Origin of the sequence: Acidiferrimicrobium sp. IK (genome assembly GCF_025499425.1) — a bacterium.
Taxonomy (GTDB): Bacteria; Actinomycetota; Acidimicrobiia; order Acidimicrobiales; family Palsa-688; genus Acidiferrimicrobium.
In genome coordinates this window covers 262,751-288,767 of record NZ_JAIMCB010000002.1, presented here as the reverse complement: position 1 = coordinate 288,767, position 26,017 = coordinate 262,751, and the positions used below count along the sequence as shown (strand labels likewise).

The following is a 26,017-nucleotide window of genomic DNA, read 5'->3' as shown; positions in this document are numbered from 1 at the left end:
CTCCGGCGTTATCGGACGGTCACCACTGCCGGGGCTGGGCGTGGTATTTTGCCCGCCCCGCGAGACATGGGAAACGGATCGCGCAAAATGCCGAGAGCGAGCAAGTCGACCAGTACCGACACACCGGCCAAGGCCGCCGCCAAGAAGGCGCCGGCGAAGGCTGCCACGGGCAAGACGGCAGCCAAGAAGGGCGGGGGCGGGTTCCTCGCGTCGCAGCGGGCCCTGCTGCTCGAGGAGCGGGCCACCTACCTGCGCCAGGCCGAGGAGCTGAAAGCCCAGGCTGATTCCCTGGCCCTCGAGCACGAGCCGGGCGACGTCCAGTTCGACGAGGAGGGCGGCGAGGGAGGCACCTCCAACGTCGACCGGGAGCTGGACTTGGTGCTCTCCGGTCAGGCTCGGGCCGCGATCGAGGAGATCGACCGGGCCCTGCTTAAGATCGACGCGGGTACTTACGGCCGCTGCGAGCAGTGCGGCAACGACATCCCCGAGGCTCGGCTAGAGGCCCTGCCCCACGCTGCGCTGTGCGTCGCGTGCAAGAGCGGCGGCCTGTCGTCTCGCCGCTGAGCCGCGAGGCGAACGCTCCCGGCCGGCGGGGGCGACCTGCGCTGATCGGGGTCATCGCGGCCGCGGTGGTAGCCGTCGACCAGGTGACCAAGTCGCTGGCCGAGCGCCATCTGGCCGCCGGCCAGCCGCGCCACGTCGTCGGGAGCCTGTACCTCGATCTGACGTTCAACTCCGGAGCCGCGTTCAGCCTCGGGCGCGGGGTGACCCCGGTCGTGGAGACCATCGTCGTGGTGCTGGTCGTCGGCCTGCTGTTCTTCGGCCGGCGCGCGGCGCGAACCGCCACCATCCCCGTCGCCCTTGGCATCGCGCTCCTGCTCGGCGGTGCCGCCGGCAACCTGGTGGACCGAGTGTTCCGCCACAACGGGGGAGCGGTCGTAGACTTCATCGACATATTGCGGATCGGGCACCGGGACCTGTGGCCGGTGTTCAACGTGGCCGACGCCGCGATCGTCGTCGGTGCCCTGACCCTGGTGCTCGCCTATTCCCGCAAGGACCAGGCCGGGCGCGACGAGGAGCGAGCCGACCGTGCCTGACGACGCCATCCCTGAAGACCTGATCCCTGAAGACCTGGACGTCGTCGACGACGACCGGGAGGTGGTCGAGACGGTCCCCACGGCCCTCGAGGGCCAGCGGGTGGACCGGGTGGTGGCGATGGTCACCGGCCGGCCGAGAAGCGAGGTGGACAGCCTGGTCGCTGACGGTCGGGTGCGCATCGGCGGTCGGGTGACCACCAACCGCAGCCGCAAGCTGCACACCGGGGAGCTGCTCGAGGTGAGCGTCCCCCCCGAGGCGGCGCTGCTCGCCGACGCCCCCGACCCGAGCGTCGACGTGCCGGTGATCTGGGCCGACGAGCAGGTCATCGTCGTCGACAAGCCAGCCGGGATGGTGGTCCACCCCGGCGCCGGGCATGACCGGGGCACGATGGTGCAAGGCCTCCTGGCCCGGTACCCGGACCTGGCGGCCCTGGCCGTCGAGCCCGGTGCTCGCGGCCGTCCTGGCATCGTGCACCGCCTCGACCGAGGCACGTCGGGGTTGCTGGTCGTGGCCCGCACCGCCGAGGCTCGAGCGGCGCTGGTCGCACAGCTGGCCGAACGTTCCGTCGAGCGGCGCTACCTGGCGCTGGTATACGGGCGCGTCGAGGCCGACGACGGGCTCATCGACGCGCCGCTCGGACGAGCTGACCGGGACCCGACGCGCATCGTGGTGCGCACCGACGGGAAAGAGGCCAGGACCCGCTACCGGGTGGAGGCCCGCTTCGCGGCGCCGGTGCCCGCCACGCTGCTCGAGTGCCGGCTGGAGACGGGGCGCACCCATCAGATCAGGGTCCACGTCATGGCCATCGGCCATCCCGTCGTCGGCGACGACCGCTACGGGAGCAGGGCGGTGCAGGCGGTGCCAGGCATTCCCACGGGGCGCCCGTGGCTGCATGCCGCCGGGCTGTCGTTCAAGCATCCAGCAGATGGCCGGCAGGTGTCCTTTTCGTCCCCCCTCCCAGCCGAGCTGTCCGCGGTCGTGGAGCGGTTCGTACCAGAGTCGTAACGCGTGAATCCGTCGGCGGCCGGATCGGTACGTCTATTGTGTGGCCGCCAGAGGGCAACCCCGCCTTATTCGGAGGTACACGGATGAAGAAGTCACGGCCTGCAGTGATGAAGGCGGCCGCTGTGGTCGGAGTGGCCGCCCTGGGTCTCGGCGCCTGCGGCAGCTCGAAATCGAGCAACACCGGATCGTCGGCCACGACCGCCTCCGGCGGGGGCGGTTCTTCGACGTCCGCGGTGAAGATCGGGTTCTTCGGCGCCCTTAGCGGCGCCAACGCCGCCCTCGGGATCAATATCCTCAACGGCGAGAAGCTCGCGATCAGCCAGTACATGGCGGGCCACCCCAAGGTCGCGGTGACCGTGGACAGCTTCGACAGTCAGGGCGACCCCAGCCAGGCCAACAACGGCGCCCAGAAGCTGATCGGCGACAAGGTGGTGGCCGTTGTCGGCCCCGCCTTCTCCGGTGAGTCCAAGGCCGCCAACCCGTACTTCGCGCAGGCGGGTATCCCCCACATCACCGCCTCGGCGACCAACGTGGCGTTGGCCCAAAGCGGCGACAAGTTCTTCTACCGGGGTTTGGCCGATGACAGCGCGCAGGGTCCCGGCGACGCCAACTACCTGGTGAAGACCCTCGGGGCCAAGACCATCGCGGTGATCGACGACAAGAGCTCCTACGGGCAGGGCCTGGCCGACTACGTCCGCAGCCAGATCAAGACCGACGGTGCCACCGACGTGGTCGACGACCACGTGGATCCCAACGGCCAGGACTACTCCTCCACGGTCAACAAGATCGTGGCGGCCAAGCCGGCCGCGGTCTTCTACGGCGGGTACTACGACGCCGCCGGCCGGCTGATCAAGCAGCTGAAGGACAAGGGGTACACCGGGGCGTTCATGTCCGGTGACGGCTCGGAGGACCCGCACTTCATCACCGACGCCGGCGCCACCGCCGCCGAAGGTGCCTACTTGAGCTGCGCGTGCGAGGACACGTCGGCCGCTCCCAGCGCGGCCACGTTCAACACCGCCTACCAGGCGGCGTACGGCACGCCCCCGGCCATCTACTCAGGTGAGGGCTACGACGTCACCAACTTCCTGCTGGCGGCGATCAAGGCCGGCAACACGACCCCCTCGGCGATCAACAACTACCTGAAGACCAACAGTTGGACCGGCATCACCAAGACACTCAAGTTCCAAAGCGACGGTGACCTCGTCGGCGGGACCGTGTACGTCTACCAGGTCAAGAACGGCAAGATCACCCAGATCGGCACCACGCCTTCCTGAGCACCACGCAGTCCGAGCTGTGACAGGGGCCGGCCCGTCGGAGGGCCGGCCCCGCTGTCCCTCTGATCGGCACTGTCCGTCCACCCCATCACAGCCACCGGAGGCCGGGTGCACCTGCACAGCTTCGTCACACAGTTCTGGCCATCGACGGTCGACGGGGTCACCCTCGGGTCGATCTACGCCCTCTTCGCTCTCGGCTACACGCTGGTCTACGGCGTCCTCAAGCTGATCAACTTCGCGCACAGCGAAGTGTTCATGGTCGGGACCATGTCGGCCATGTGGATCATGCATTTCCTCAATATCTCGGCCATTCAGAGCGGCTTTGCGCTGGTGGGCGCGCTGCTTCTCGCCGCCTTATTTTCGATGGGAGGATCGGCGGCGACCGCGCTGGCCCTCGAGCGAGTCGCCTACCGGCCCCTGCGCCGGCGGGGGGCCAGCCGGCTGGCGGCGCTGATCTCGGCCATCGGCGCGTCGTTCGTGCTGCAGCAGGTGTTCGAGGTGTACTACTCCAACCAGTACAGCAACTTCCCGAGGCTGTTCAAGCACAGCACACTGTTCAACATTGGTTCGGCGCAGATCACCACCGACCGGGTGCTCATCGTCGTCGCGGCGGTGGTGATGATGGTGGCGCTGGAGCGGACCGTCGCGCTGACCAAGCTCGGACGTGGGATCCGGGCCGTGGCCCAAGACCCCGAGACCGCCACCCTGATGGGCGTCAACATCGACCGGACGATCATGTACACGTTCCTCCTCGGCGGCATCATGGCCGGCGTGGCCGCGGTCCTATGGAACGTTCGCTTCGAGCAGACCCGTTTCGACATCGGCTTCCTGCCGGGCATCAAGGCTTTCACCGCAGCGGTGCTCGGCGGCATCGGTAACATCCGCGGCGCGCTGCTCGGCGGCTTGATCATCGGGCTGCTGGAGCTGTACGGCGCCAGCGTCTTCGGATCGCAATGGCGAGACACCACTGTTTTCGTGGTTCTGGTCCTCGTGCTGCTGTTCCGCCCGAGCGGCCTGCTCGGCGAGTCGCTGGCGAGGGCCCGGGCATGACCGCCATCTCGCGGGGCATGGCCCCTCTCGGCGGTTTCGGCGGACGCGTTCGCCGGTTCTGGCGGGCCCAGCCTCCCTTCCTGCAGCTGCTCGGCGTCCTGCTCCTGTTCTTCGCCCTGGCCATACTGCTGCCGTCCGCCGCGGTGGCCAAGGTGATGGCGCCGCAGAGCTCTTGGCCGCTGGTCCTCTTTTACCCGATCGGCTGCTACGTCCTCCTGGCCCTCGGGCTCAACGTGGTCGTCGGCGAGGCCGGCATGCTCGACCTGGGATACGTCGCGTTCTTCGCGGTCGGTGGCTATGCCATGGCTCTCCTCGCCACCAAGCAGCACTGGAACTTCTGGGTGATCGTCCCCGGCGGCATCATCCTGGCGGCGGCCTCCGGGCTCATCCTCGGCGCCCCGACACTGCGCTTGCGGGGTGACTACCTGGCCATCGTCACGCTCGGCTTCGGGCAGATCATCGACCAGGCCGTCAACAACGTCGGCTGGACCGGCGGACCGCAGGGCATCTCCAGCATCCCCCACCCGCCCGACATCGGTCACCTGTCGATTTTCACCTACCAAATCGGGCACGACCGGCCCTACTACTACCTGATCCTCGCCGCCATCTTCCTCGTGGTGTTCCTGATCTCCCGATTGAAGAACTCCCGGGTGGGACGGGCCTGGGTGGCGATCCGGGAGGACGAGGACGCGGCGGAGCTGATGGGTGTGCCGACCTACCGGTTCCGGCTGTGGGCATTCGCCATCGGCGCATCCGTCGGCGGCTTCACCGGCGTGTTCTTCGCCTCGCAGCAGATCTTCATCAACCCGGGGCAGTTCACCTACGCCATCTCGGTGCTGATCCTCGTCTGCGTGGTGCTCGGCGGTTCGGGCAACATGCCCGGCGTCATCCTCGGCGCGTTCGTCGTCGCCTGGTTGCCGGAACGCTTCCGCGGCTTCGACAAGTACAAGATCCTGTTCTTCGGTATCGCGCTGGTGGCCCTCATGATCTTCCGGCCCGAGGGGCTGCTCCCGTCCCGGCGCAAGAAGGCCGAGATGGCCGACGGGGCCGGCGGCGGCGGAATGGGCGCCGCGCTCATCCCCGCCTCCCTCGAGGTGGACCAGTGACCGACCCGTCGGTCACCGACCCGGCCGGGTCGCCGCTGCTCGAACTGGACCGCGTCACGGTCCGATTCGGAGGAGTCGTGGCCATCGCCGAGCTCACCCTCACCATCCCCCAGGGCCAGATCTTCGCTCTCATCGGGCCCAACGGTGCGGGCAAGACGTCGACGTTCAACATCGTCACCGGGGTGTACGCACCGACCGAGGGAGAGATCCGCTTCGCCGGTGAGCGTCTCAACGGACTCAAGCCTCACCGGATCACCCACATGGGGGTGGCCCGCACCTTCCAGAACATCCGGCTGTTCCCCGAGATGTCGGCCCTGGAAAACGTGATGGTAGGCGCCGACAACCGGCACCGGACCGGGATCACCGGAGCGCTGCTCGGCCTTCCCCGTCATCGCCGGGAGGAGCGGGAGGGTCGCGAGCAGGGGATGGCCCTCCTCGACTTCGTCGGGATCGGGTCCAACGCCGGCGAGGCCGCCCGCAACCTGCCTTACGGCGACCAGCGACGCCTGGAGATCGCCCGGGCCATGGCCACCGGGCCCCGGCTGCTCCTCCTCGACGAGCCGGCCGCCGGCATGAACCCGGCCGAGAAGCGCAGCCTCCAGGACCTGATCCGCCGCATCCGGGATCGGGGGATCACCGTCTTGTTGATCGAGCACGACATGAGCCTGGTCATGGGCATCAGCGACCGGGTCGCGGTCCTCGACTTCGGCCGCAAGATCGCCGAGGGGCTACCAGCCGACATCCAGAAGGACCCGAAGGTCATCGACGCCTACCTTGGCGTGGCCGACGACGAGACCGACACCGCGGCCGCAGGCCTGCGCGACTCGCTGGCCGGCTCGGCCGGTGCGCCGGGCGAACCGGAAGGGGGCGGCGATGCTGCTCGAGGTTGACGACGTCCACGTGTTCTACGGAGCGGTCGAGGCCCTCAAGGGCATCTCGCTGCAAGTCGCCAAGGGCGAGATCGTCGCCTTGATCGGCGCCAACGGGGCCGGCAAGACCACCACCCTCAAGATGATCTCCGGCGTCCGCCCGGTCAAGACCGGCAAGGTCCGCTTCGACGGGCAGGACATCACCCACATGCCCGGTCACAAGCGGGTGGACCTCGGTCTTTGCCAAGCCCCCGAGGGACGCGGGATCTTCCCGGGAATGACCGTCGTGGAGAACCTCGAGATGGGCGCTTTCAACCGCAAGGGGTCGCTCACCGAGGACTTCGACCGGGTCTACGACCTGTTCCCCCGGCTGGCGGAGCGCCGCAAGCAGGTCGGCGGGACCATGTCAGGCGGCGAGCAGCAGATGCTGGCCATCGGCCGGGCGCTGATGGCTCGCCCCGAGGTGCTGCTCCTCGACGAGCCGTCGATGGGTCTGGCGCCGAAGCTGGTGAGCCAGATCTTCAGCATCATCCGCCAGATCAACGCACAGGGCACCACCGTGCTGCTCGTCGAGCAGAACGCAGTTCAAGCCCTGACCCTGGCCCACCGGGCGTACGTGTTGGAGATCGGCAAGATCGTGCGGTCCGCGCCCGCCGCTGACCTCCTCGCCGACGACTCGGTGCGCGCCGCGTACCTGGGCGGCGATCTCGGGGCCAGCGCCTAACGAAGCCCTGAGCATCCGTCACCAACCCGCGCCGTGGTCCGGGTTGGTGACAAACGCTCCTGCCGTCGCGATGCGCCGCCGGTCAGGCGGCGGCGACCGGCTCGCTCGTAGACGTCGCAGCCTCGGCCTTGCGTTTGCGGGGGACGATGGTCGACGCGGCGTCCGCGTCGCTGACGGTCAACGCGGCGACGCCGGCGAGGAGCGCTATGCCGGCGGCCACCACGAAACCCACGTGGTAGGCGTGAAGGTTGGCGACGGCGCGGCCGGCGACCAGGTGGAGCGGGTGGAGGGTGGTGATCACCGTGGTCAACACCGCCACGCCGATGGCCCCGCCCAGCTGACGCTGGGCGTTGAACACCGTCGACGCGTCACCGGTCTTCTCCCGGGGCAGGCTGGCGAACGCCGCGGCCTGGGACGGGAGGAAGACCCCGGACATGCCGGCGCCGAGAAAGAACACCACGACCCGGACCAGCCACAGGTCGGTACCGGTCGTGACCTGCGACAAAAGCAGCATGACGCCGGCCACGACGACCAAACCGGCAGCCATGATCCGGCGGGGCCCGAAGCTCGGGTAGAGGATGCGGCTGACCAGCTGCGATCCCATCATGACCCCTAGGGCCTCCGGGAAGATGCTGAGGCCGGCTTGGAGCGCGGTCATGTGCAGCGCCTCTTGGAAGAACAGCGCCAGCAGGTACAGCACGCCGAGGAACGAGGTGGAGCCGAGGGTCATCACCAGCGCCGTCGAACGGAACAACCGGTCGGTGTAGAGGCGCAGATCCAGCATCGGCCGTTCGGTGCGCAGCTCCACGACGACCATCCCGAGCAGCAACACCGTCCCGACGATGATCGACACGACGACCCGGCCGGTCCGCCACCCGATATTGGGCCCCTCCGACACGCCGTACATGAGCAGCCCCAGGCCCAGCCCGGAGGTGACGAAGCCGGGCAGGTCGAAGCGCCCGACCGACGGCGGCCGCTGCTCCGCCAAGAACACCAGCCCGAAGATCACCGCCACGGTGCCGATCGGGACGTTGACGTAGAACACCCACCGCCACGACAGGTCGGTGACGAAGAGGCCGCCGAGGACCGGTCCGAGGGCCGGGGCCAGGGCGGTCGGGAGGATCAGGAGGGCGGAGGCCTTCACCCGCTCGGCGGGCGGGAAGACCCGGAACAACATGGCCAGGCCGACGGGGGTCATCAGGCCTCCGCCGACGCCCTGGAGGACCCGAAACACGACCAGCTCTCCCAGGCTCGACGCCAACCCGCAAAGCGCCGACGCGGCGGTGAAGATGACGATCGCGCCGAGCAGGACCCGCCGGGCGCCTAGGCGGTCACCGAGCCACGAGGATGCGGGGATGAAAACCGCCAAGCTGACCAGGAAGGCGATGACGGTGGCGGCCACGCTGGCAGGGGAGGAGTGCAGATCCTTGGTGATGGTTGGCAGCGCCACGTTGACGATCGTGGTGTCCATGATCGCCATGAACATCGCCGCGACGTACACGACGCTGACAGCGACTTTCTGGTTGATGGTCCTCTGTGGCATAGACGGGGTGCTCCTGCGGGGTGGGTGCGGGATGGGTGGTTCGGTCCGGCCCGGGGCGGGCGACGCTCTACGGTGACACCAATCGCTGAATCTGTCAACCATGTTGTTGCTCAACTTCATGACTACTTGTATGATTCAGACGTGCCATCCAGCTCGACCGCCCAATTCAGCCCGGTTGCGGTGGAGGCGTGGCGTCAGATGCGCGACCTCAGCCACCATCCCGATGTCTTGCGGCGCTCACACGACCTGGCCGAGGAGATCGGTGTCACACCGACCATCGCCAAGGCGCTGCTGCACCTCTCGTCGGGCCGTCCGACGCCGATGCGGGATCTGGCCGGCGCGTTGCGTTGCGACAACAGCTACGTGACGTCGGTAGTCGACGGGTTGGAGGAGCAGGGAATGGCCAAGCGCACGCCCCACCCCACCGACCGCCGGATCAAGGTCGTCGAGTTGACCGATCAGGGCGCGCTGGTCGCGGCCCGGGTCCGGGCCGGCTTTGACCTGCCCCCGCCGTCGTTCGCGGCGCTGAGCGAGGCGGAGGCCGAGGCGCTCCTCGGCCTGCTCAAGAAGCTCTCTAGCTGAGCTGGCCGGACCCGGCGACAGCCGACGAGCGGGCCGCGGGCGGGGCGCTCAAGACGGCTTGGGCATGATGGCCACGTCGGGGATGGTCGCGCCCGGCTGGAGGCGAAGCACCTGCACGATGAGATCCGCGACCGCGTCGGGCGTCAGGTACTGCGCCTCGTCGTAGTCGCCCCCCTCGTCGGCTCGCAGCTCGCGCTGCATGTCGGTGGCGGTCCGGCCGGGGAAGATCGTGGTCACCCGCAGTGCCGGCTCCTCCTCGCGCAAACCGTCGGCCAGCGCGGCCAGCGCGTGCTTGCTCAACGCGTACGCCACGCCGCCCGGGCCGGGCGGCCGGCGTCCGGCTCCGGAGTTGACCATCACCACGGTGCCTTGCGCTGCCCGCAACCCCGGCAGGGCCAGGCGGGTCAGCTCGGCCACAGCCACCACGTTGACGAGGAGCTGCTCCCGCCATCCAGCCGGTGTCATGTCGGCGATCCGGCCCCGGACCAGGATTCCTGCCGAGTGGACCACGCCGTCGACTCGTTCCGGCACACCCCCGGCCGCCTCGATGGACGCGGCCAGACCGTCCGGGTCGCTGAGATCGAGCGGGACCGCTACGGCATCGGGCAGTTCGGCGGCCAGCGCGTCGAGGGCGGCAGAAGGCCGCGCTGCGAGCAGGAGCCGGGCGTCGCGGAGCTGCTCGGCCACCGCCCGTCCGATGCCGCGGGTCGCTCCGGTTATCAAGAAGGTGCTCACCGCATCGTTGTACCCCTCCGTCGGGCCCGCTCGTACCGGGAGGCGGCTCCCCGGCGCTAGGTTCGGTCGGTGGCAGATCAGCACTGGCTCGAGAACGCCCCCCTGCAGGAGCTCCTGGCAGCGGCCCGGCGCCGGCGGGACGACGCGCACGGGACGCGCACCACGTACTCGCCGAAGGTGTTCATCCCCCTCACCCAGCTGTGTCGCGACCGGTGCGGGTACTGCACCTTCGCTCAGCCACCGGCGCGTGTCGCAGCCCCGTACATGACCATCGAGGAGGTGCTGGCGGTGGCCCGGGCCGGTGCCGACGCCGGCTGCCACGAGGCGCTGTTCACTCTCGGTGAGCGCCCTGAGCTGCGCTATCCCGCCGCGGCGGACTGGCTGGCGGCGAACGGCTACAGCTCGACGGTGGACTACCTAATCGCGGCGGCCACCGCGGTGCGAGACGAGACCGGCCTGCTGCCGCACGCCAACGCCGGGGCTCTCGCCGAGGACGAGATGGCTGCTCTGCGACCGGTCGTGGCGTCGCAAGGCATGATGCTCGAGTCGCTCAACCCGGCCCTCGACGCCCATCGGGGGTCTCCCGACAAGACCCCCGAGCGGCGCCTGGAGACCCTCGAGGCGGCCGGACGGCTGTCGGTGCCGTTCACCACCGGAATCCTGGTCGGCATCGGCGAGACCCGCGCCGACCGGCTGCTCGCCCTCGACGCCATCGCCGGCGCCCACCTGCGGTACGGGCACGTGCAAGAGGTGATCGTTCAGAACTTCCTGCCGAAGGCGGGCACGGCGATGCACCAGGTGCCGGCGTGTGACCGCGACGAGTACCTCTGGACCGTCGCCGCGGCCCGGCTGGTCCTCCCCGACGGCATCCACCTGCAGGCTCCCCCCAACCTGAGCGACGAGTTCGGCGACCTGCTCGATGCCGGCATCGACGACTGGGGCGGCGTGTCGCCGGTGACCATCGACCACGTCAACCCCGAACGGCCGTGGCCAGCCCTCGAACGCCTTCGAGCGGTGACCGAAGCATGGGGCCACGCGTTGGCGCCCCGCCTCACCATCTACCCGGAGTACGCCCTGGACCCGGCCCGGTGGCTGGATCAGGCCATGCGGGCCCCGGTCCTCGAGCGCAGCGACGCCGAGGGCCTCGGACGAGACCGGGAGGCGTGGTACTCCGGAGGGGAGGGGGCGCCCCCTATTTTGATCCCGACCGGCCATGAGGCCGAGCAGGCCCGGCCCCGCCTCCGCTCCCGGATCGGCGGCCGAGTGGCGGAGGTCCTGGCCGGCGTGACGGCCGGCCAGGAGCCGGGCGTGGCGGAGCTCACGGCCCTTTTCTCCGCCCGAGGACCGGAAGTGGAGGCGGTGGCGGGGCTGGCCGACGACCTACGGCGACGCCGGGTCGGTGACACGGTCACCTACGTGGTCAACCGCAACATCAACTACACCAACGTCTGCACCTTCAAATGCCGGTTCTGCGCGTTCAGCAAGGGACCGCTGTCGCTCAACCTGCGCGGCGCCCCCTATCTCCTCGGGGTCGAGGAGATCACCCGGCGCGTCGCCGAGGCGGAGGCTCTCGGTGCCACCGAAGTGTGCCTGCAGGGCGGGATCCACCCCGACTTCGACGGCGACTACTACCTCGAGGTGATCAAGGCAGTGAGGGAGGCTTCCCCCACGATCCACATCCACGGCTTCACCGCCCTCGAGGTTACCGAGGGAGCCAAGCGGCTCGGGGAGCCCCTCGAGCACTACCTGCGCCGGCTGATGGACGCCGGGCTGAAGACCCTTCCGGGGACCGCCGCCGAGATCCTCGACGACGAGATCCGCGCCGTGCTCTGCCCCGACAAGATCAACACCGAGGAGTGGCTGGAGGCCCACCGCAGCGCTCACCGCGTCGGGCTTCGTTCCAACGTGACGATCATGTTCGGCGCGGTCGAGCAGCCGGTCCACTGGGCCCGCCACCTGGTGCGGACCAGGGACCTGCAGAAGGAGACCGGCGGGTTCACCGAGTTCGTGCCGCTGCCGTATGTCCACATGGCCACGCCGCTGTACCTCACCCACCGCAGCCGGCGGGGCCCGACGTTTCGCGAGGCGGTGCTCATGCACGCCGTCGGGCGCATCGCCTACGACGGCTGGATCGACAACATCCAGGCGTCGTGGGTCAAACTCGGGCGTGAGGCCATCCCGCAGCTGCTTTCCGCCGGCTGCAACGACCTGGGGGGCACGCTCATGGACGAGAACATCTCCCGGGCCGCCGGCGCGTCCCACGGGCAGCTGATGGAACCCTCGGATTTCGCTGCGATTACCGAGCCGCTCGGCCGGCCGGCCCAGCAGCGCACCACGCTCTACGGGCGGGTACCGGCTCGCACGTAGCCGCTCGGCCCGCTGTGGTTCTGGGGGCGGCGCCGGCGGCTGTGGCGCCGGTGGGGTTGGCGCGGGGCTGTAGCCGGCGGGTGGTGGGGGTGAGTGGTGCGGGGCGGGTGGGGCTGTCGCCGGGTGCGGGGTGCGGGGTGCGGGGTGCGAGGTGCGGGGTGCGAGGTGTCGCCGGGGGCGGGGGCGGCCGATGAAAGCCGCGACACACCTTCCGCAGAAACCCGCCGTGTGTCGCGGCTAGAGCGGTAGATCCCGGCGCGAGCCGCGACAGACCTCGCTGTTTTGGCCGAGGTATGTCGCGGCTTTCATCTCCTGGCCGCGTCGTCCGCCGGCCGCGTCGTCCGCCGGCCGCGTCGTCCCGCCGGCCGCGTCGTCCCGCCGGCCGCGTCGTCCCGCCAGCAAGACGGAGCGCGCCGGCCGCCCCGCTGCCCGCCGCTATCGCGCCACAGCCGCACAGCCGCACAGCCGCACAGCCGCACGGCCGCACAGCCGCACAGCCGCACAGGCGCCGGTCGCCCCCGCCCGCGCCGGCCAGAAAGGCTGCCCTAGACCAGCCGCCGCAGGGCCAGCTCCGGCCTGGGGACCCACGGCGCCACCCGTACCTGGCCGCCGGCGGCCAGCGCCCCCGAGGGGCCGACAATCAGCGGGTTGATGTCCAGCTCGACGATCTCGGGGAGGTCCTCGGCCATGCGGGCGACGCGGGCCAGCACGAGACCGATAAGGGTTCGCTCGAGGTCGCTCCAGCCGTCGGCGACCTCGTCGACCAGGCCGGCGATGTCGATGTCGGTCAGGGGGACGCTTCGGGCGGCTCGCCGGCGGGGCGGTACCCCGGTGCCGGCAGAACGGGCGAGGGTTACAAGGGAGCCGAAGGTGGGGTCTTGGGCCACGCCGACCACAACATCGAGTCCGGGTCGGGCCATGCGCTGCACGGTGACGTGACGCGACGGGTCCCCGATGGCATCCCACGCGGCGCGCACTGCGTCGGGGTCCGACAGGCCGACGCGCAGGTGGGTCCGTTCGCCGGCGGGGGCGTCGGGGTGAGGGTCGGCGCGCACCACGACGGGGAACCCCAGCCCGACCGCGGCGGCCACCGCAGCGTCGACGTCGCCGGCGACCCGGCTGTCGAGGCGAGCAATTCCGTACGCGTCGAGGAGGGAGCGGGTGGGCCCGTGGTCCAGCCAGGCGCCGGTCGGGGAGGCGCCGGACCCGTCGGCGCTCGCCAACGCCGCCTCGACGACGGCCCGGCCCCGCTCCGCGTCGACGCCGTCCAGCTCCGGTACCTCGCCCTGCCCGGCGATTCTCCACGTCGAGTACGCCGCCACCGCGCCGAGGGCTCGCGCCGCGGCCTCCGGGAAAGCGAACGAAGGGACCCGCCGGCCGCCCGGCGCGGTCTCGAGCAGGCCCCGCCGGCCGAGAACGCAGGCCAGGACCGGCTTGTCCGGCGCGGTGGCCGAGGCGGTACCGATCGCCCGGTTGACGTCCTCGAGGGGCGCCGCCAGGGGAGATGTGTACAGGGCGATCACCGAATCGATACCAGGATCGGTGAGCACTGCGGTGATCGCCGCCTCGAAGTCGTGCGGTTGGGCGTCAGGCGGGAGCCCGAGCGGGTTGCCGACCGGGGAGCGCGACGGCAGGAGGGCGCGCAGGCGCTCGAGGGTGGACGACGCCAGCGCTACGACGTCGAGCCCGGCGGCGTCGCAAGCGTCGGCTGCCACCACCCCCGGACCGCCGTTGTTGCCGACGATCGCCACCCGGTTGCCGGCGGGAAGGGGCTGGGACGACAGCACCTGGGTGACGTCGAAGAGCTCCTCGAGAGTGTCGGTGCGGATGACGCCCGACTGGCGGAACAGGGCGTCGACTTGGAGGTCGCCCTCCGCCCGGCGGTGGGAGCCCGCGGCGCGGACCCCGGCTGGGGACCGGCCGCTCTTCACCGCCACGATCGGTTTTCGGGCCGAGAGCCGGCGGGCGACCCGGGCGAAGGAGCGAGGGTTGCCGAACGTCTCCAGGTACATGCACACGACCTCGGTCCGGGGGTCGTCGTCCCAGTACTGAAGCAGGTCGTTGCCGCTGACATCGGCCCGGTTGCCGATCGACACGAAGCTCGACACGCCCAGCCCCCGCCGGCGGACCTCGTCGAGGATGACCACGCCGAGGGCGCCGGAACCGGCGACGAAGCCGATCTGGCCGGCCGGCGGCATGGGGGAGAACGTGGCGTTGAGCCGCACCGCCGGGTCGGTGTTGAGGGCGCCCATGCAGTTCGGGCCGATCAGGCGCAGGCCGTTGCCTCGCACTTCCGACACCAGCAGACGCTGGGCCTCGGCGCCCACCGCGTCGCTCTCCGCGAACCCCGACGAGATGACGACCAAGCCGGCGACGTGCTTGCGGACGCACTCAGCCGCGATCTGAGGTACCGCCTCGGCGGGAGCGATGATGACCGCCAGGTCGATGCGATCCGGGACGTCGAGCACCGACCGGTAGGCGGGGACGGCGGCGACGTGGGTGGCGGTCGGGTGGACCGCGTACACCGGGCCGTTGAAGTCGGCGGCGAGAACCGAGCGGAGCAGGACGTGGCCGAGAGTGCCCGCTTTGGTGCTGGCCCCGATAACCGCGACAGAGGTCGGGGAAAGAAGCCGGGCGACCGAGCGTGACGCGGCTCGCTGCCCCCGGGCGGAGGCGGCGGCCAGCGACGTCTCGGTCGGCTCGATCGGGAACGCCACCCGGACCACTCCGTCAGCGAAGGTCCGCACGTCGTCGAAGCCGGCGTCGTGGAACACCCTCAGCATCCGGCTGTTCTCCGGGAGGGTGTCGGCGACGAAACGGGTGATCCCGTTGACCCTTCCAGCGGCGGCCAGGTGCTCGAGGAGAAGCGAGGCGATGCCCCGCCCCTGGTGCTCGTCAGAGACGAGGAACGCCACCTCGGCCTCTTTGCCGCCGTCGAAGGGGGCGGGGAGGGTCTCGTAGCGGGCCACCGCGATCAGCTTCCCGCCGAGCACCCCGACCAATGCCAGGCGGTCGGTGTAGTCGACGACGGTGAACCGCTCCAGCATCTTCGGCGAGAGCCGGGCCACGGGGGTGAAGAACCTGAAGTAGATCGTCTCGGGGGACAGGCTGGCGTGGAGCGCCTCGATCCGCGGCGCGTCGTCGGGTCGAATCGGCCTGACGTGCATGGTCGAGCCGTCGGAGAGGACCACGTCCGCCTCCCACTGCGCGGGGTAGCCCGGGGGCTCGCTCACTGACCGGGCGACCGGCTACGCGACTGGGGTCGCGGTGAGGTCGGGGGCCGAGGAAACTGTGCCCTGAGCTCTGGCGACGATGTCGGAGAGGGTGAAGGACTCCAGGTAGGCCCGCATGGTGTCGCCTACATCGGCCCAAACGGCCAGCAGCACGCACTGACCTTCGTGGTCGCACGCTCCGTTGGTGTGAGGCTCGCCGAAGTCGCCGGCCTGGATCGGGCCCTCGACGGCGCTCACGATCTGGCTCAAGCTGATCTGCTCCGGCGGGCGGGCCAGGACGTACCCGCCGCCGACACCGCGCTTGGACCGGACCAGGCCGGCACCCTTGAGGGCCAGCAGGATCTGCTCGAGGTAGGGCTGCGGCAGGCCGGTCCGCTCGGCGATGTCGCGCACCGAGGTCGGTTGCGTGAGTCCGCCGTGGAGCGCCAGCGACAGCAGCGCTCGGCTGGCGTAGTCACCCCGGGTCGATACCTTCACGCCCCAATGGTAGGCCCCGGTGGGCCCTTGCGTGGGGCTGGGGTCGTGGCGCGAAGCACCGCCGGCGCGCTTAGGGTCGGCGCAGCGATGGCAACGGCACGAAACGGCGCTCCGCCCCCCACCCTCCCGGCGTACGGGGGACCGTGCCTGTCGGGCATCGTCCCGGCCCTCCTTGCGCCCCCGGGCGGTCGCCCGGGGTGGGTGCCGGCGCCGGCGGGCCGCGCCGCGCAGACCGTGCTGTTCGTGGTCGACGGCCTCGGATGGAACCAGCTGCAGACCCGCCGGCACCTGGCTCCGACCCTGGCTTCGATGGTCGGCGCCCCGGTCACCTCCGTCGCCCCCACCACGACCGCCACCGCGCTCGCTTCGATTGCTCTAGGGGTGCCGCCTGCCGCCCACGGGATGGTTGGCTACCGGCTGGTCGTGGACGGCCCGACCGGCAAGGAGGTAATGAACGTCCTCCGCTGGCGGACCGTCTCTGGTGACGCCCGGAGCTTCGTGCCGCCCCTCGAGTTCCAGACCGAGGAGGCGTTCAACGGCCGTCCGGTGCCGGTCGTCAGCAAGGCCGATTTCGGTGGCAGCGGGTTCAGCGTCGCCCATCTGCGAGGATCTCGCCTGGTCGGGTGGGGAGTCGCGTCGAGCATCGCGGTCGAGGTGGGGCGCCAGGTGGCCGCCGGCGAGGCGCTCACATACGCCTACTACGAGGGCATCGACAAGATCGCCCACATGAGGGGGCTGGGCGAGGAGTACGACGCGGAGCTGGTGGCGGTGGACCGGATCGTGGCCGACATCCTCGCCGTCTTGCCGCCGGAGGCGACGCTGCTCGTCACCGCAGACCACGGCCAGGTGGAGGTCGGCGACGGGGCCCAGGTGATGGCCGAGGAGCTCCTCGACGCCGCGGAGATGGTCAGCGGCGAAGCTCGTTTCCGGTGGCTGCACGCCCGCCCAGGGCAGGCCGAGGATCTGCTGGCGACGACCCGGCGGCTCTACGGGCACCAGGCGTGGGTGCTGCCGGTGGAGCAGGTCATCGGGGACGGATGGTTCGGCGGGCCCCTCGACAAGCGAGCCCGCGCCCGGATCGGGGACGTGGCCCTCGTGCCCTGGGAACCGGTGGGCTACCTGGAGCCAGCCGACGGTGACCACCGCCTGGTGTGCCGCCACGGTTCCCTCACCGACGACGAGGTCCTCGTGCCGCTCCTCGCCGCGCCGGGCCGGCGGCGCTCGGCTGGGTGAACGTAGTGGCCTCGTTGCCTGCCCGTCGCGGGCACACTGGGGGCATGGCTAGCGAAGGTCCCACCCCGTCCAACCTGGTGATCGTGGAGCAGAACGACGGCTCGGGCGACAAGGAAGAAGCCCGCGAGTCGGTCGAGCAGCCGGCGAAGGTCATGCGCATAGGCTCGATGATCAAGCAGCTCCTCGACGAGGTCCGCCAGGCCCCCCTGGACGAGGCCTCCCGGTCCCGGCTGCGGGAGATCTACGAGACCTCGGTGACCGAGCTGGCCGAGGGGCTCTCCCCGGACCTACGCGACGAGCTGGCGCGGATGACCTCACCGTTCGCGCCCGACGCCATCCCGAGCGAAGGCGAGCTGCGGGTCGCCCAGGCTCAGCTGGTGGGCTGGCTGGAGGGCCTGTTCCATGGGATACAGGCAACCCTCTTCGCCCAGCAGATGGCCGCACGGGGTCAGCTGGAGGAGATGCGGCGCCGGAGCCTGCCGCCGGGCGACGACCCCCGCGGCGCCGGCGCCGGGCAGTATCTGTAGTCCTCCCGCCGTGAACCCGCCGGGTGACGCGCGGCGCGGCCGCAGCCGAGGGATCTCCGACGCCACCCTCTTGCGCTGGGCGCCCAAGGCCTACCTGGCCGTGGCCGTCGGCCTGGTGCCGTGGGTCGTGTACCTGGCGGTGGCGTTGCCGAGACGGGCCACGGCGGCCCACTACCGGCTGGCCTGGGTGGGTTTCGACTGCTTCTTGGCGCTGGCCCTGGCCCGCACTGCGTACCTCGGCTATCGCCGCCGCCCGCAGGCCGAGCTGACCGCGGTGGTCACCGCGACCCTGCTACTGGTCGATGCATGGTTCGACGTCACCACCTCGCCGACCACCGCCGACCTCTGGCAGGCGGTGATCCTGGCGACCTTCGCGGAAATCCCCGCCGCCCTGGCGTCGCTGTATCTCGTGCGGCGGGTGGACCGAATTATCGCCGCGCAGCTGGAGGTCGCGGCGACAGCCGAACACTCACCCCCCGCCGACAGCCCCGCCGACGGGGTCGGCGTGACCCTCAGCGAGCCCGGAGAGGTCCGACTCGAGCTGGAAGACGAGGATCCTCCGGCCGCTCCGGTGGGGTAGCCTGGGGCCTTCGGAAATGACAGCGGTGTAAGTCATCCACAGGTGCCTGTGGACGACCCGCCGGTCACGGTCAACACGCAGCGTCAAGGCAGGAGGCGGCCTCGTGGGGGCGTCGTTCACCCATCTCCACACCCACACCGAGTTCTCCATGCTCGACGGCGCAGCCCGGGTCGGTGACGTCATCGCCCGGGCCGCGGCGGACGGCCAGCCTGCGGTTGGCATCACCGACCACGGCAACATGTACGGCGTCTTGGACTTCTACAAGGCCGCCCGGGACCGGGGCGTCAAGCCGATCATCGGCACCGAGGCGTACATGGCGGGGGAGTCCCGCCACGAGCGACCGACCCGCCGCGGACGGGTCGACGACGGCGGCGGGGAAGGCGACGGCGGCCAGAAGCTCTACTACCACCTCACGCTGCTGGCCGAGACCAACCCCGGTTACAAGAACCTGCTCAAGCTCTCGAGCGACGCGTACCTCGAGGGCTACTACATGAAGCCTCGCTGCGACTGGGACATGCTGGCCCAGTACCACGAGGGGGTGATCGCCACGACGGGCTGCCTCGGCGGTGTGGTCCTCCAAGCCCTTCTGCAGGGGGATCAGGAGAAGGCCACCGCGCTGGCCGCCCGCCTGCAGGACATCTTCGGCCGGGACTCGCTTTTCGTGGAGCTGCAGGACCACGGGCTGGAGGCGCAGCGCAAGACCAACCCGCAGCTCATCGAGCTGGCCCGGCGGATCAAGGCCCCGCTGCTGGCGACCAACGACAGCCACTACACCGCCCGGGAGGACGCCGTCGCCCACGACGCCCTCCTCTGCGTGCAGACCGGCTCGGCCATGGACGACCCCAAGCGCTTCAAGTTCGAGGGCGACGAGCACTACCTGAAGACCGCGGCGGAGATGCGCCACCTGTTTCGCGACTACCCCGAGGCGTGCGACAACACGCTTTGGATCGCGGAGCGCGCCGATGTCACCATCGACTTCGGCAAGCCCAAGCTGCCCTCGTTCCCCCGGCCGGCGGGGTTCGACGACGCCGACGCCTACCTGCGCCACCTGGCGACGGAGGGGGCCAGGGAGCGCTACGGCACCACCGGGTCAGGCCGGGACGGGCTGCCGCCGGTCGTGGTGGAGCGGCTCGACTACGAGCTGGGCGTCATCTCGTCGATGGGCTTCTCCGACTACTTCCTCGTGGTGTGGGACCTAATCCGCCACGCCCGGGACAAAGGCATCCGGGTCGGTCCCGGCCGGGGGAGCGCGGCGGGGTGCTGCGTGGCCTACTGCCTGCGCATCGTCGATCTCGACCCCATCCAGTACGACCTGCTCTTCGAGCGGTTCCTCAACCCGGGCCGCAAGCAGATGCCCGACATCGACATGGACTTCGACGAGCGGTACCGCTCGGAGATGATCCGCTACGCGGCAGAGCGCTACGGCTGGGACCACGTCGCCCAGATCGTCACCTTCTCGACCATCAAAGCCCGGGCTGCGGTCCGCGACGCAGCCCGGGTGCTCGGCTACCCCTACAGCCTCGGGGACCGCGTCGCCAAGGCCATGCCGCCGCTGGTGATGGGCCGCGACACCCCGCTTTGGGCGTGCTTCGAGGAGCACCCCAAGCACGCCGACGGGTACAAGACCGCGGCCGAGCTGCGCGACATGTACAACGCCGACCCCGACGTGGCCAAGGTCGTCGACGTGGCGAAGGGCCTCGAGGGGCTGCGCCGCCAGGACGGCATCCACGCCGCGGCGGTGGTGATCTCGGCCGATCCGCTCACCGAGTACCTGCCCATCCAGCGCAAGCCCGAAGCCGGCGGGCGCGTCGAGGACGCCCCGATCGTCACCCAGTACGAAATGCACGGGGTGGAGGAGCTCGGCCTGCTCAAGATGGACTTCCTCGGCCTGCGCAACCTCTCGGTCATCGAGCGGGCCCTGGATCTGATCGAGGCCGGCACCGGCACCAGGCCCGACATCGACCGAGTCCCGCTCGACGACGAAGCCACCTTCTCGCTGTTGCAGCGGGGCGACTCGATCGGGGTGTTCCAGCTCGAGGGCACCAACATGCGGGCGCTGATGCGGTCCTTGGCGCCGACCAGCTTCGAGGACGTCGCCGCCCTGGTGGCGCTCTACCGGCCGGGACCCATGGCCGCCAACATGCACTACGACTACGCCGACCGGAAGAACGGTCGCAAGCCAGTCGAGTACCAGCATCCCGACATGGCGGAGGTCCTCGGCGACACCTACGGGCTGTGCATCTACCAAGAGGAGATGATGCGCCTGGCCCAGAAGTTCGCCGGGTACTCGCTGGAGGAAGCCGACAACCTGCGCAAGGCGGCCGGCAAGAAGGTCCGCGAGATCATGGCCAAGGAGCGGACCAAGTTCGTTCAAGGCTGCGTCGCCACCGGCTACGGGGAGGGCGTCGGCACGATGCTCTTCGACCTGATCGAACCCTTCGCGGACTACGCGTTCAACAAATCCCACTCCTTCGGGTACGGCTTCGTCAGCTACCAGACCGCGTGGCTGAAGGCCCATTACCCCGCCGAGTACCTCGCCGCCCTCCTGACCAGCGTCAAGGACGACAAGGACAAGACCGCGGTGTACCTGGCCGAGTGCCGGGCCATGGGCATCGAGGTCCAGGTCCCCGACGTCAACGTTTCGCTGTCGGAGTTCGCCGCCACCAAGAACGCAGAGGGAGGCGCGGCCATCACCTTCGGGCTGTCGGCCATCCGCAACGTCGGCGAGGGACTGGTCGACCGCATCGTCGCGGAGCGCGACGCAAACGGCCCCTTCGAGGACTTCTACGACTTCTGCGGCCGGGTCGATCCCGTCGTGCTCAACAAGCGGACCGTCGAGTCGCTCATCAAGGGCGGCGGTTTCGACGCGATGGGCCACCCCCGCCAGGGGCTGTGCCTGGTGTTCGAGCAGATCGTGGACCGGACGCTGGCGCGCCGGCGCGAGCGCGAGCAGGGCGTCATGAGCCTCTTCGGCGACAGCTTCGGCGGGGACGAGCCGGCGATGTTCGACGACGCCAGGGTGCCGATCCCAGATCAGGAGTTCGACAAGACCGCTCGCCTGGCGTTCGAGAAGGAGATGCTCGGGCTCTACATCAGCGACCACCCGCTGCTCGGAGCAGAGGCGGCCCTGGCCCGCCACGCCGACATCACGATCTCCGACCTGCGGGAGTCGGGGGCCTCGTCGGGTGACAGCGGCTTTGGCGGCGGCGCCAACCTGCGCTGGGTGGGAGGGGTGATCACCGGACTGGTGCGCAAGTACACCAAGAAGGGCGAGATGATGGCCACCTTCACCCTGGAGGACCTGCAGTCCGCCATCGAGGTGTGGGTGTTCCCCCGCACCATGCTCGACGTCGGTCACCTGCTGGCGGACGACGCGGTGGTCTGCGTAAAGGGACGCATCGACACCCGCGACGACCAGCCCAAGCTGATCTGCATGGAGCTCAAGCGACCAGAGCTGACCCTCGACGGGGCCGAGCCGCTCCACATCAACGTCCCCATCCACGCCCTCTCCGACGAGCGGGTGGAGCAGCTCAAACATCTCCTGAGCGACCATCAGGGGACCTCGGCGGTGTACCTGCATGTGGGCAGCAAGGTCATCAAACTGGCCCCGGCGTTCAACGTCACCACCTCCACCGGCCTGCTCGCAGAGCTGCGGGTGCTCCTCGGGCCGGGGTGCCTTTGGAACAGAGAGCCCGGGGTCGCCTAATCTTAGAGATCAGTCTCGACGTGGTGAGGAGAGTTACAGCGGTATGACGTTCGAGGTCGACACCAAGGACTGCACTGCGCTGGCGGACACAGAGCTGGCCGACATGGCGGACATCGTCGCCGACGGGCCCGCCGGGTTCGACATCGGCCTGCTGTCCAAGCAGGCGGAGGCGTGGGTGCTCATCACCCAGGTCCGAGACGGCGGCAAGCTGGTCGGCTTCTCGTTCTGCACCCTCGAGCGCATCGGGGGTACCCCTTGCCTCCTGTGGGGCCTGGCCTCGGTCAAGCGCAACGCGAAGCGCGACCAGGTCCTCAAGGCCCTCGCCGCGGACCAGTTCCGCCGGGCGGTACTGGCCTTCCCCGACGAGGATGTGCTGGTAGGCACCCGTTTCGTCGACCCGGGCGCCTTCGCCGCCTTCAAGGGTCTCGAAGATGTCTGCCCCCGCCCCGGCCACAAGCCCTCGGGCGAGGAGCGGGCCTGGAGCCGTCGGCTGGCCAAGCGCTTCGGCGCCGAGGGGCGCATCGATGACCGGACCTTCGTGGTGACCGGCGACGGCTCTGCTGCCGGGGTGTTCGACTTCGCTTCGGCCAAGCCCGAGACCGTCCCCGAGGACGTGGCGGCGCTGTTCGCCCCCCTCGACACCGACCGGCGAGACGTGCTCATCGCCTTCGGGTGGGGCATGGCCGAGGACCTCGCCGAGCGCTACGGCTCCTAGCCAGCCGCTACCGGACCCAGCCAGCCGGTACCGGACCGCCGACTGAGGGCGGGCACCCGGTTTCCCTTCGGGACCCCTAGGGGCGGGGGAGGACCGCCTCGACGACCTTGTGGCAGTGCCCGTCGATCGGCGGGGTCAGGGCGACGACCAGACGGTCACCCTTGGCCCCGGCCCGTCGGGTCTGCCCGGCCCGGTCCATCGCCGCGGCGAGGCGCCGGTCGAGGCAGGCCAGCTCCCGCAGCGTCCCCTGCCAGGAGAACCGGCAGGCCAGGTAGCCGCCGTCTCGGCGCAGCTGGATCGGTCCTTCGGGGTCCACCAGCGCGATCGAGGGGTGGTCGGCTCGCCGCTCCCAGAAAGGCACCGCAGGGGCGTGCAACCCGAGGAGGGGACGACCGCTCGGGTGGATCAGGGGGCGAAGGAGGCGCTCGGCCCGCCGCCCGGTGATCCGGCCGACCGGCTCGGGCGGCCCGTCGCAGACCAGGGCTTCGGGCTCGGACGGGTCGGGGACGGCGTCGATGTCCGCGGCCAGGGTCACTGCCACGACGTCGTAGGCCTGGAGCGGCACCGTGGACGCCTGCGCCGACCACGCCCGGACCAGCGCCCCGGAGTCGAGGTCTACGCCGGCGCATTGACCGCCGTCGGCGGCCAGCACGAGAAGCTCGAGGGTCGTCCCTGGCGCGGCGTGGAGCCGGGGGACGACTTTGCCGAGACCCTGGAAGTCCGGCGCGGTGGTTGCGGGCACGATGCTCATAGTGGCTATTCGGTGACCGGCGCTGGTGGATACCCCGCGCTGTCGGGGCCAAAACTTAGCCGATCGACCGGCGGCGGGGAGGCCGCGGCGCCCTAGCGGGGACCGCCGAGGGCGGATGCGACGACCGCGGCGTCGCCGGTCGGGGCGGCACAGGTGTAGTTGCGGCAGACGAAGGCCAAGCCGGCGTGCTCCGGCCCGGTGCGCCCCTCCCACAACGGCGAGTCGTAGGGCTCCCCCCACGCCAGGACCCGCTCCGGCCGGTAGGGGGCGCGGGCCGCGGCGAGCAGATCAGGGCGGTCGCCGGTGACGGCCACCTCGACGGTGCCGGCGGCCAGACCGGCCGCCGCGGCCATCCCGGTGAAGGCCATCGGCGCCTTGGCCAACGCCGGGGCCATGACCTCCAGCACCCGGTCGGCTCTCTGCCGGTAGCGGTCCGAACCGGTCAGGGCGGCCAGTCGAAGCAAGGCGTTGGTGGCCACCGAATTGGTGGACGGCGTGGCGCCGTCGTAGGTGTCCTTGGGCCGGGCGATGAGCGCCTCGGCGTCGTTGCCGGTGATGTGGAAGCCGCCCTCGGCGTCGTCCCAGAACAAAGCGAGGAGCGCGTCGGCCGCGCCGCGGGCCTCGGCTATCCAGCGGGCCTCGCCGGTCGCTTCGGCCAGCCTGGTGAACGCCTCGACGAGCCATGCGTGGTCTGCGCCGTAGGCCAGGTGGCGGGCCCCTGACCCGGCCTGCCAGGACCGCAGCCACCGACCGTCGGGCCGGCGGAGGGACCCGAGCAAGAACTCCGCCACCTGGACCGCCGCCGCCACCCAGTCCGGGCGTTCGAGGACGGCGCCGGCCTCGGCCAGCGCGGCGACGGCCATGGCGTTCCACTCGGTAAGGATCTTGTCGTCGAGACCGGGACGGACCCGCTCGTCTCGACGCCCCAGCAGCGCCCGCCTCCCGGCTTCGATCACCGCCGGGCGGGCCAGGTCACCCCGGACCGGCCGCCACAAGATGTTGGTCCCCTCCCAGTTGCCGCCTGCGGTAACGCCGTACCAGTCGGCCACCTCGGTGCCGGCCGCTGAGACCACCTCGTCGAGGGACCACACGTAGTACCGGCCCTCGACCCCCTCGCTGTCGGCGTCCTCGGCCGAGCTGAACGCGGCGCCGGGCTGGCGCATCGGCGCCGAGAGCAGGTACTCCACAGTCTCGGTGACGACCTGCCGGTAGCGGTCTGCGCCGGTGACCTGCCAGGCATGGAGATACACCCGGGTCAGCAGGGCGTTGTCGTAGAGCATCTTCTCGAAGTGGGGGACCAGCCAGCGGCGGTCGGTGGAGTAACGGGCGAACCCGCCGCCGAGGTGGTCGTAGATCCCGCCCGACGCCATCGCGTCGAGGGTCACGGTCACGGCCTCGAGCACGTCGTCGGCTGGCTGCGCGGACCACGCCTGCAGCAGCAACTCGAGCATCCCGGGCTGGGGGAACTTGGGCGCGCCGCCGAACCCGCCCCATTCCCGGTCGAGCCGGGCGACCAGACCCTTCGCGGCCTCGGCGACCACCGCGGTGCCGGACCCGGCGGCCGCGTCGCCGTCGGCCGCCCATCCCAGGCTCGGCAACCCGGTTCCTTTCTCCACCATCTCCGCCAGCTGAGCGGCGTCACCTTCCAAACCCTCCCGGTTGGTGCGGAAGGCCTCATCCACCCGGCGCAGCAGGTCCACGAACCGGTCGCGGGGGTAGTACGTGCCCCCGAAGAAGGGGCGCCCGTCGGGAAGCAGGAACACCGTCATCGGCCAGCCGCCGCCGCCGGCGATGGCCTGCACCGCTTCCATGTACACCGCGTCGACGTCCGGGCGCTCCTCCCGGTCGACCTTCACCGGCACCGTCAGCTGGTTGATCACCGCGGCGGTGGCGTCGTCCTCGAAGCTCTCGTGGGCCATGACATGGCACCAGTGGCAGGCCGAGTAGCCCACCGACAGGAGGATCGGCTTGTTGGCCCTGCGGGCCTCGGTGAACGCCTCCTCACCCCACGGGTACCAGTCGACCGGGTTGTCGGCGTGCTGGCGCAGGTAGGGACTGGATTCTTGCGCTAGCCGGTTGGTCGTCGTCACCGTCCCAACCTACCGAGGCGACCGCCCGGGCTGGCCGGACTCCCGGGATCGCTCGAGCCGGGTCGTCCTGGCAAAAACACCAGCCCATCCCGTGGACGAAGGCGCGCCGCGCCTCGGCGAGGAGCGTGCCCGAGCGGATGCGCCGGGCCCCTGCTACCCCCTGGAACACGCCTTGGCGAACCGCGGCCGGGGCCGGAGCCGGCAAGCCGCCCAGGCGGAGGTGGTCTGCTTAGGCGGCGAGCAGGGTGCTGCCGAGGACGGCGCTGCCGAGGAGGGCGCTGCCGGGGACGGCGCTGCCGAGCGGCGCTCCGGTGTTCTTGACCGCCTGGAGCACTGCGGAGCACTCCCAGTT

General features: G+C 70.4%; 21 protein-coding genes. 15 read left to right on the top strand and 6 right to left on the bottom strand.

The window, feature by feature from the left end; translation table 11 throughout:
• Positions 1-87: 87 nt before the first annotated feature.
• From K6U06_RS04805 to K6U06_RS04770, 8 genes are all read left to right on the top strand, one after another.
• Positions 88-564: a TraR/DksA family transcriptional regulator gene (locus tag K6U06_RS04805; RefSeq protein ID WP_262320766.1), complete on the top strand. Its 477-nt coding sequence runs from the start codon at positions 88-90 to the stop codon at positions 562-564.
• Positions 522-1,097, top strand: a complete 576-nt coding sequence (gene lspA / locus K6U06_RS04800; RefSeq protein ID WP_262320765.1) for a signal peptidase II — start codon at positions 522-524, stop codon at positions 1,095-1,097. The genes K6U06_RS04805 and lspA overlap by 43 nt, the downstream gene beginning before the upstream one ends.
• Positions 1,090-2,103 carry an RluA family pseudouridine synthase gene (locus K6U06_RS04795; RefSeq protein ID WP_262320764.1) on the top strand — a complete coding sequence of 338 codons (1,014 nt, stop codon included), beginning with the start codon at positions 1,090-1,092 and terminating at the stop codon, positions 2,101-2,103. The genes lspA and K6U06_RS04795 overlap by 8 nt, the downstream gene beginning before the upstream one ends.
• Before the next feature lie 83 nt (positions 2,104-2,186).
• Entirely contained in the window at positions 2,187-3,377 is a 1,191-nt protein-coding gene (locus K6U06_RS04790) for a branched-chain amino acid ABC transporter substrate-binding protein (protein ID WP_262320763.1), read from the top strand.
• A 108-nt stretch (positions 3,378-3,485) separates the two neighbouring features.
• The gene (locus tag K6U06_RS04785) at positions 3,486-4,427 is read left to right on the top strand and encodes a branched-chain amino acid ABC transporter permease (RefSeq protein WP_262320762.1); all 942 of its coding nucleotides are present in this window, start codon (positions 3,486-3,488) and stop codon (positions 4,425-4,427) included.
• Positions 4,424-5,533: a branched-chain amino acid ABC transporter permease gene (locus tag K6U06_RS04780; RefSeq protein WP_262320761.1), complete on the top strand. Its 1,110-nt coding sequence runs from the start codon at positions 4,424-4,426 to the stop codon at positions 5,531-5,533. The genes K6U06_RS04785 and K6U06_RS04780 overlap by 4 nt, the downstream gene beginning before the upstream one ends.
• Entirely contained in the window at positions 5,530-6,423 is an 894-nt protein-coding gene (locus tag K6U06_RS04775; RefSeq protein WP_262320760.1) for an ABC transporter ATP-binding protein, read from the top strand. The genes K6U06_RS04780 and K6U06_RS04775 overlap by 4 nt, the downstream gene beginning before the upstream one ends.
• Positions 6,407-7,126 carry an ABC transporter ATP-binding protein gene (locus tag K6U06_RS04770; RefSeq protein WP_262320759.1) on the top strand — a complete coding sequence of 240 codons (720 nt, stop codon included), beginning with the start codon at positions 6,407-6,409 and terminating at the stop codon, positions 7,124-7,126. Before K6U06_RS04775 ends, K6U06_RS04770 begins: the two co-directional genes overlap by 17 nt.
• Positions 7,127-7,208: 82 nt before the next feature.
• Here K6U06_RS04770 and K6U06_RS04765 read toward each other — a convergent pair whose 3' ends face one another.
• Positions 7,209-8,669, bottom strand: a complete 1,461-nt coding sequence (locus K6U06_RS04765; RefSeq protein WP_262320758.1) for an MDR family MFS transporter — start codon at positions 8,667-8,669, stop codon at positions 7,209-7,211.
• A gap of 141 nt (positions 8,670-8,810) precedes the next feature.
• On the opposite strand from K6U06_RS04765, the gene K6U06_RS04760 reads away from it, so the two are divergent.
• The gene (locus K6U06_RS04760; RefSeq protein ID WP_262320757.1) at positions 8,811-9,251 is read left to right on the top strand and encodes a MarR family winged helix-turn-helix transcriptional regulator; all 441 of its coding nucleotides are present in this window, start codon (positions 8,811-8,813) and stop codon (positions 9,249-9,251) included.
• 48 nt (positions 9,252-9,299) lie between these two features.
• Here K6U06_RS04760 and K6U06_RS04755 read toward each other — a convergent pair whose 3' ends face one another.
• Positions 9,300-9,986 (bottom strand): SDR family oxidoreductase, encoded by a 687-nt coding sequence (locus K6U06_RS04755; RefSeq protein ID WP_262320756.1) that lies wholly within the window; start codon positions 9,984-9,986, stop codon positions 9,300-9,302.
• 69 nt (positions 9,987-10,055) lie between these two features.
• Here K6U06_RS04755 and cofH point away from each other — a divergent pair, with 69 nt between their 5' ends.
• Positions 10,056-12,353: a 5-amino-6-(D-ribitylamino)uracil--L-tyrosine 4-hydroxyphenyl transferase CofH gene (gene cofH / locus K6U06_RS04750; RefSeq protein ID WP_262320755.1), complete on the top strand. Its 2,298-nt coding sequence runs from the start codon at positions 10,056-10,058 to the stop codon at positions 12,351-12,353.
• Positions 12,354-12,898: 545 nt separating this feature from the next.
• Here cofH and K6U06_RS04745 read toward each other — a convergent pair.
• Together K6U06_RS04745 and K6U06_RS04740 are read right to left on the bottom strand one after the other, a co-directional pair.
• The gene (locus K6U06_RS04745) at positions 12,899-15,586 is read right to left on the bottom strand and encodes a bifunctional GNAT family N-acetyltransferase/acetate--CoA ligase family protein (protein WP_262320754.1); all 2,688 of its coding nucleotides are present in this window, start codon (positions 15,584-15,586) and stop codon (positions 12,899-12,901) included.
• A gap of 15 nt (positions 15,587-15,601) precedes the next feature.
• A complete protein-coding gene (locus K6U06_RS04740; RefSeq protein WP_262320753.1) occupies positions 15,602-16,063 on the bottom strand; it encodes an RrF2 family transcriptional regulator in 462 nt (153 codons plus the stop codon).
• An 87-nt stretch (positions 16,064-16,150) separates the two neighbouring features.
• Between K6U06_RS04740 and K6U06_RS04735 the strand changes: the two genes are divergently transcribed.
• The 5 genes from K6U06_RS04735 to K6U06_RS04715 all read left to right on the top strand — a co-directional run bounded on the left by K6U06_RS04735 (position 16,151) and on the right by K6U06_RS04715 (position 22,824).
• Complete coding sequence (locus K6U06_RS04735; RefSeq protein ID WP_262320752.1) at positions 16,151-17,296, top strand: alkaline phosphatase family protein; 1,146 nt, start codon at positions 16,151-16,153, stop codon at positions 17,294-17,296.
• A gap of 44 nt (positions 17,297-17,340) precedes the next feature.
• Positions 17,341-17,823, top strand: a complete 483-nt coding sequence (locus K6U06_RS04730; protein ID WP_262320751.1) for a bacterial proteasome activator family protein — start codon at positions 17,341-17,343, stop codon at positions 17,821-17,823.
• A gap of 10 nt (positions 17,824-17,833) precedes the next feature.
• Complete coding sequence (locus K6U06_RS04725; RefSeq protein ID WP_262320750.1) at positions 17,834-18,403, top strand: hypothetical protein; 570 nt, start codon at positions 17,834-17,836, stop codon at positions 18,401-18,403.
• A 103-nt stretch (positions 18,404-18,506) separates the two neighbouring features.
• The gene (dnaE, locus tag K6U06_RS04720) at positions 18,507-22,109 is read left to right on the top strand and encodes a DNA polymerase III subunit alpha (RefSeq protein WP_262320749.1); all 3,603 of its coding nucleotides are present in this window, start codon (positions 18,507-18,509) and stop codon (positions 22,107-22,109) included.
• A 43-nt stretch (positions 22,110-22,152) separates the two neighbouring features.
• Positions 22,153-22,824 (top strand): hypothetical protein, encoded by a 672-nt coding sequence (locus K6U06_RS04715; RefSeq protein ID WP_262320748.1) that lies wholly within the window; start codon positions 22,153-22,155, stop codon positions 22,822-22,824.
• A 76-nt stretch (positions 22,825-22,900) separates the two neighbouring features.
• On the opposite strand, the gene K6U06_RS04710 is transcribed toward K6U06_RS04715, so the two are convergent.
• On the bottom strand, positions 22,901-23,566 hold the full coding sequence (locus K6U06_RS04710; protein ID WP_262320747.1) for a hypothetical protein: 666 nt from the start codon (positions 23,564-23,566) through the stop codon (positions 22,901-22,903).
• 101 nt (positions 23,567-23,667) lie between these two features.
• Positions 23,668-25,665, bottom strand: coding sequence for a thioredoxin domain-containing protein (locus K6U06_RS04705; protein ID WP_262320746.1), 1,998 nt, complete (start codon positions 25,663-25,665; stop codon positions 23,668-23,670).
• Positions 25,666-26,017 lie beyond the last annotated feature (352 nt).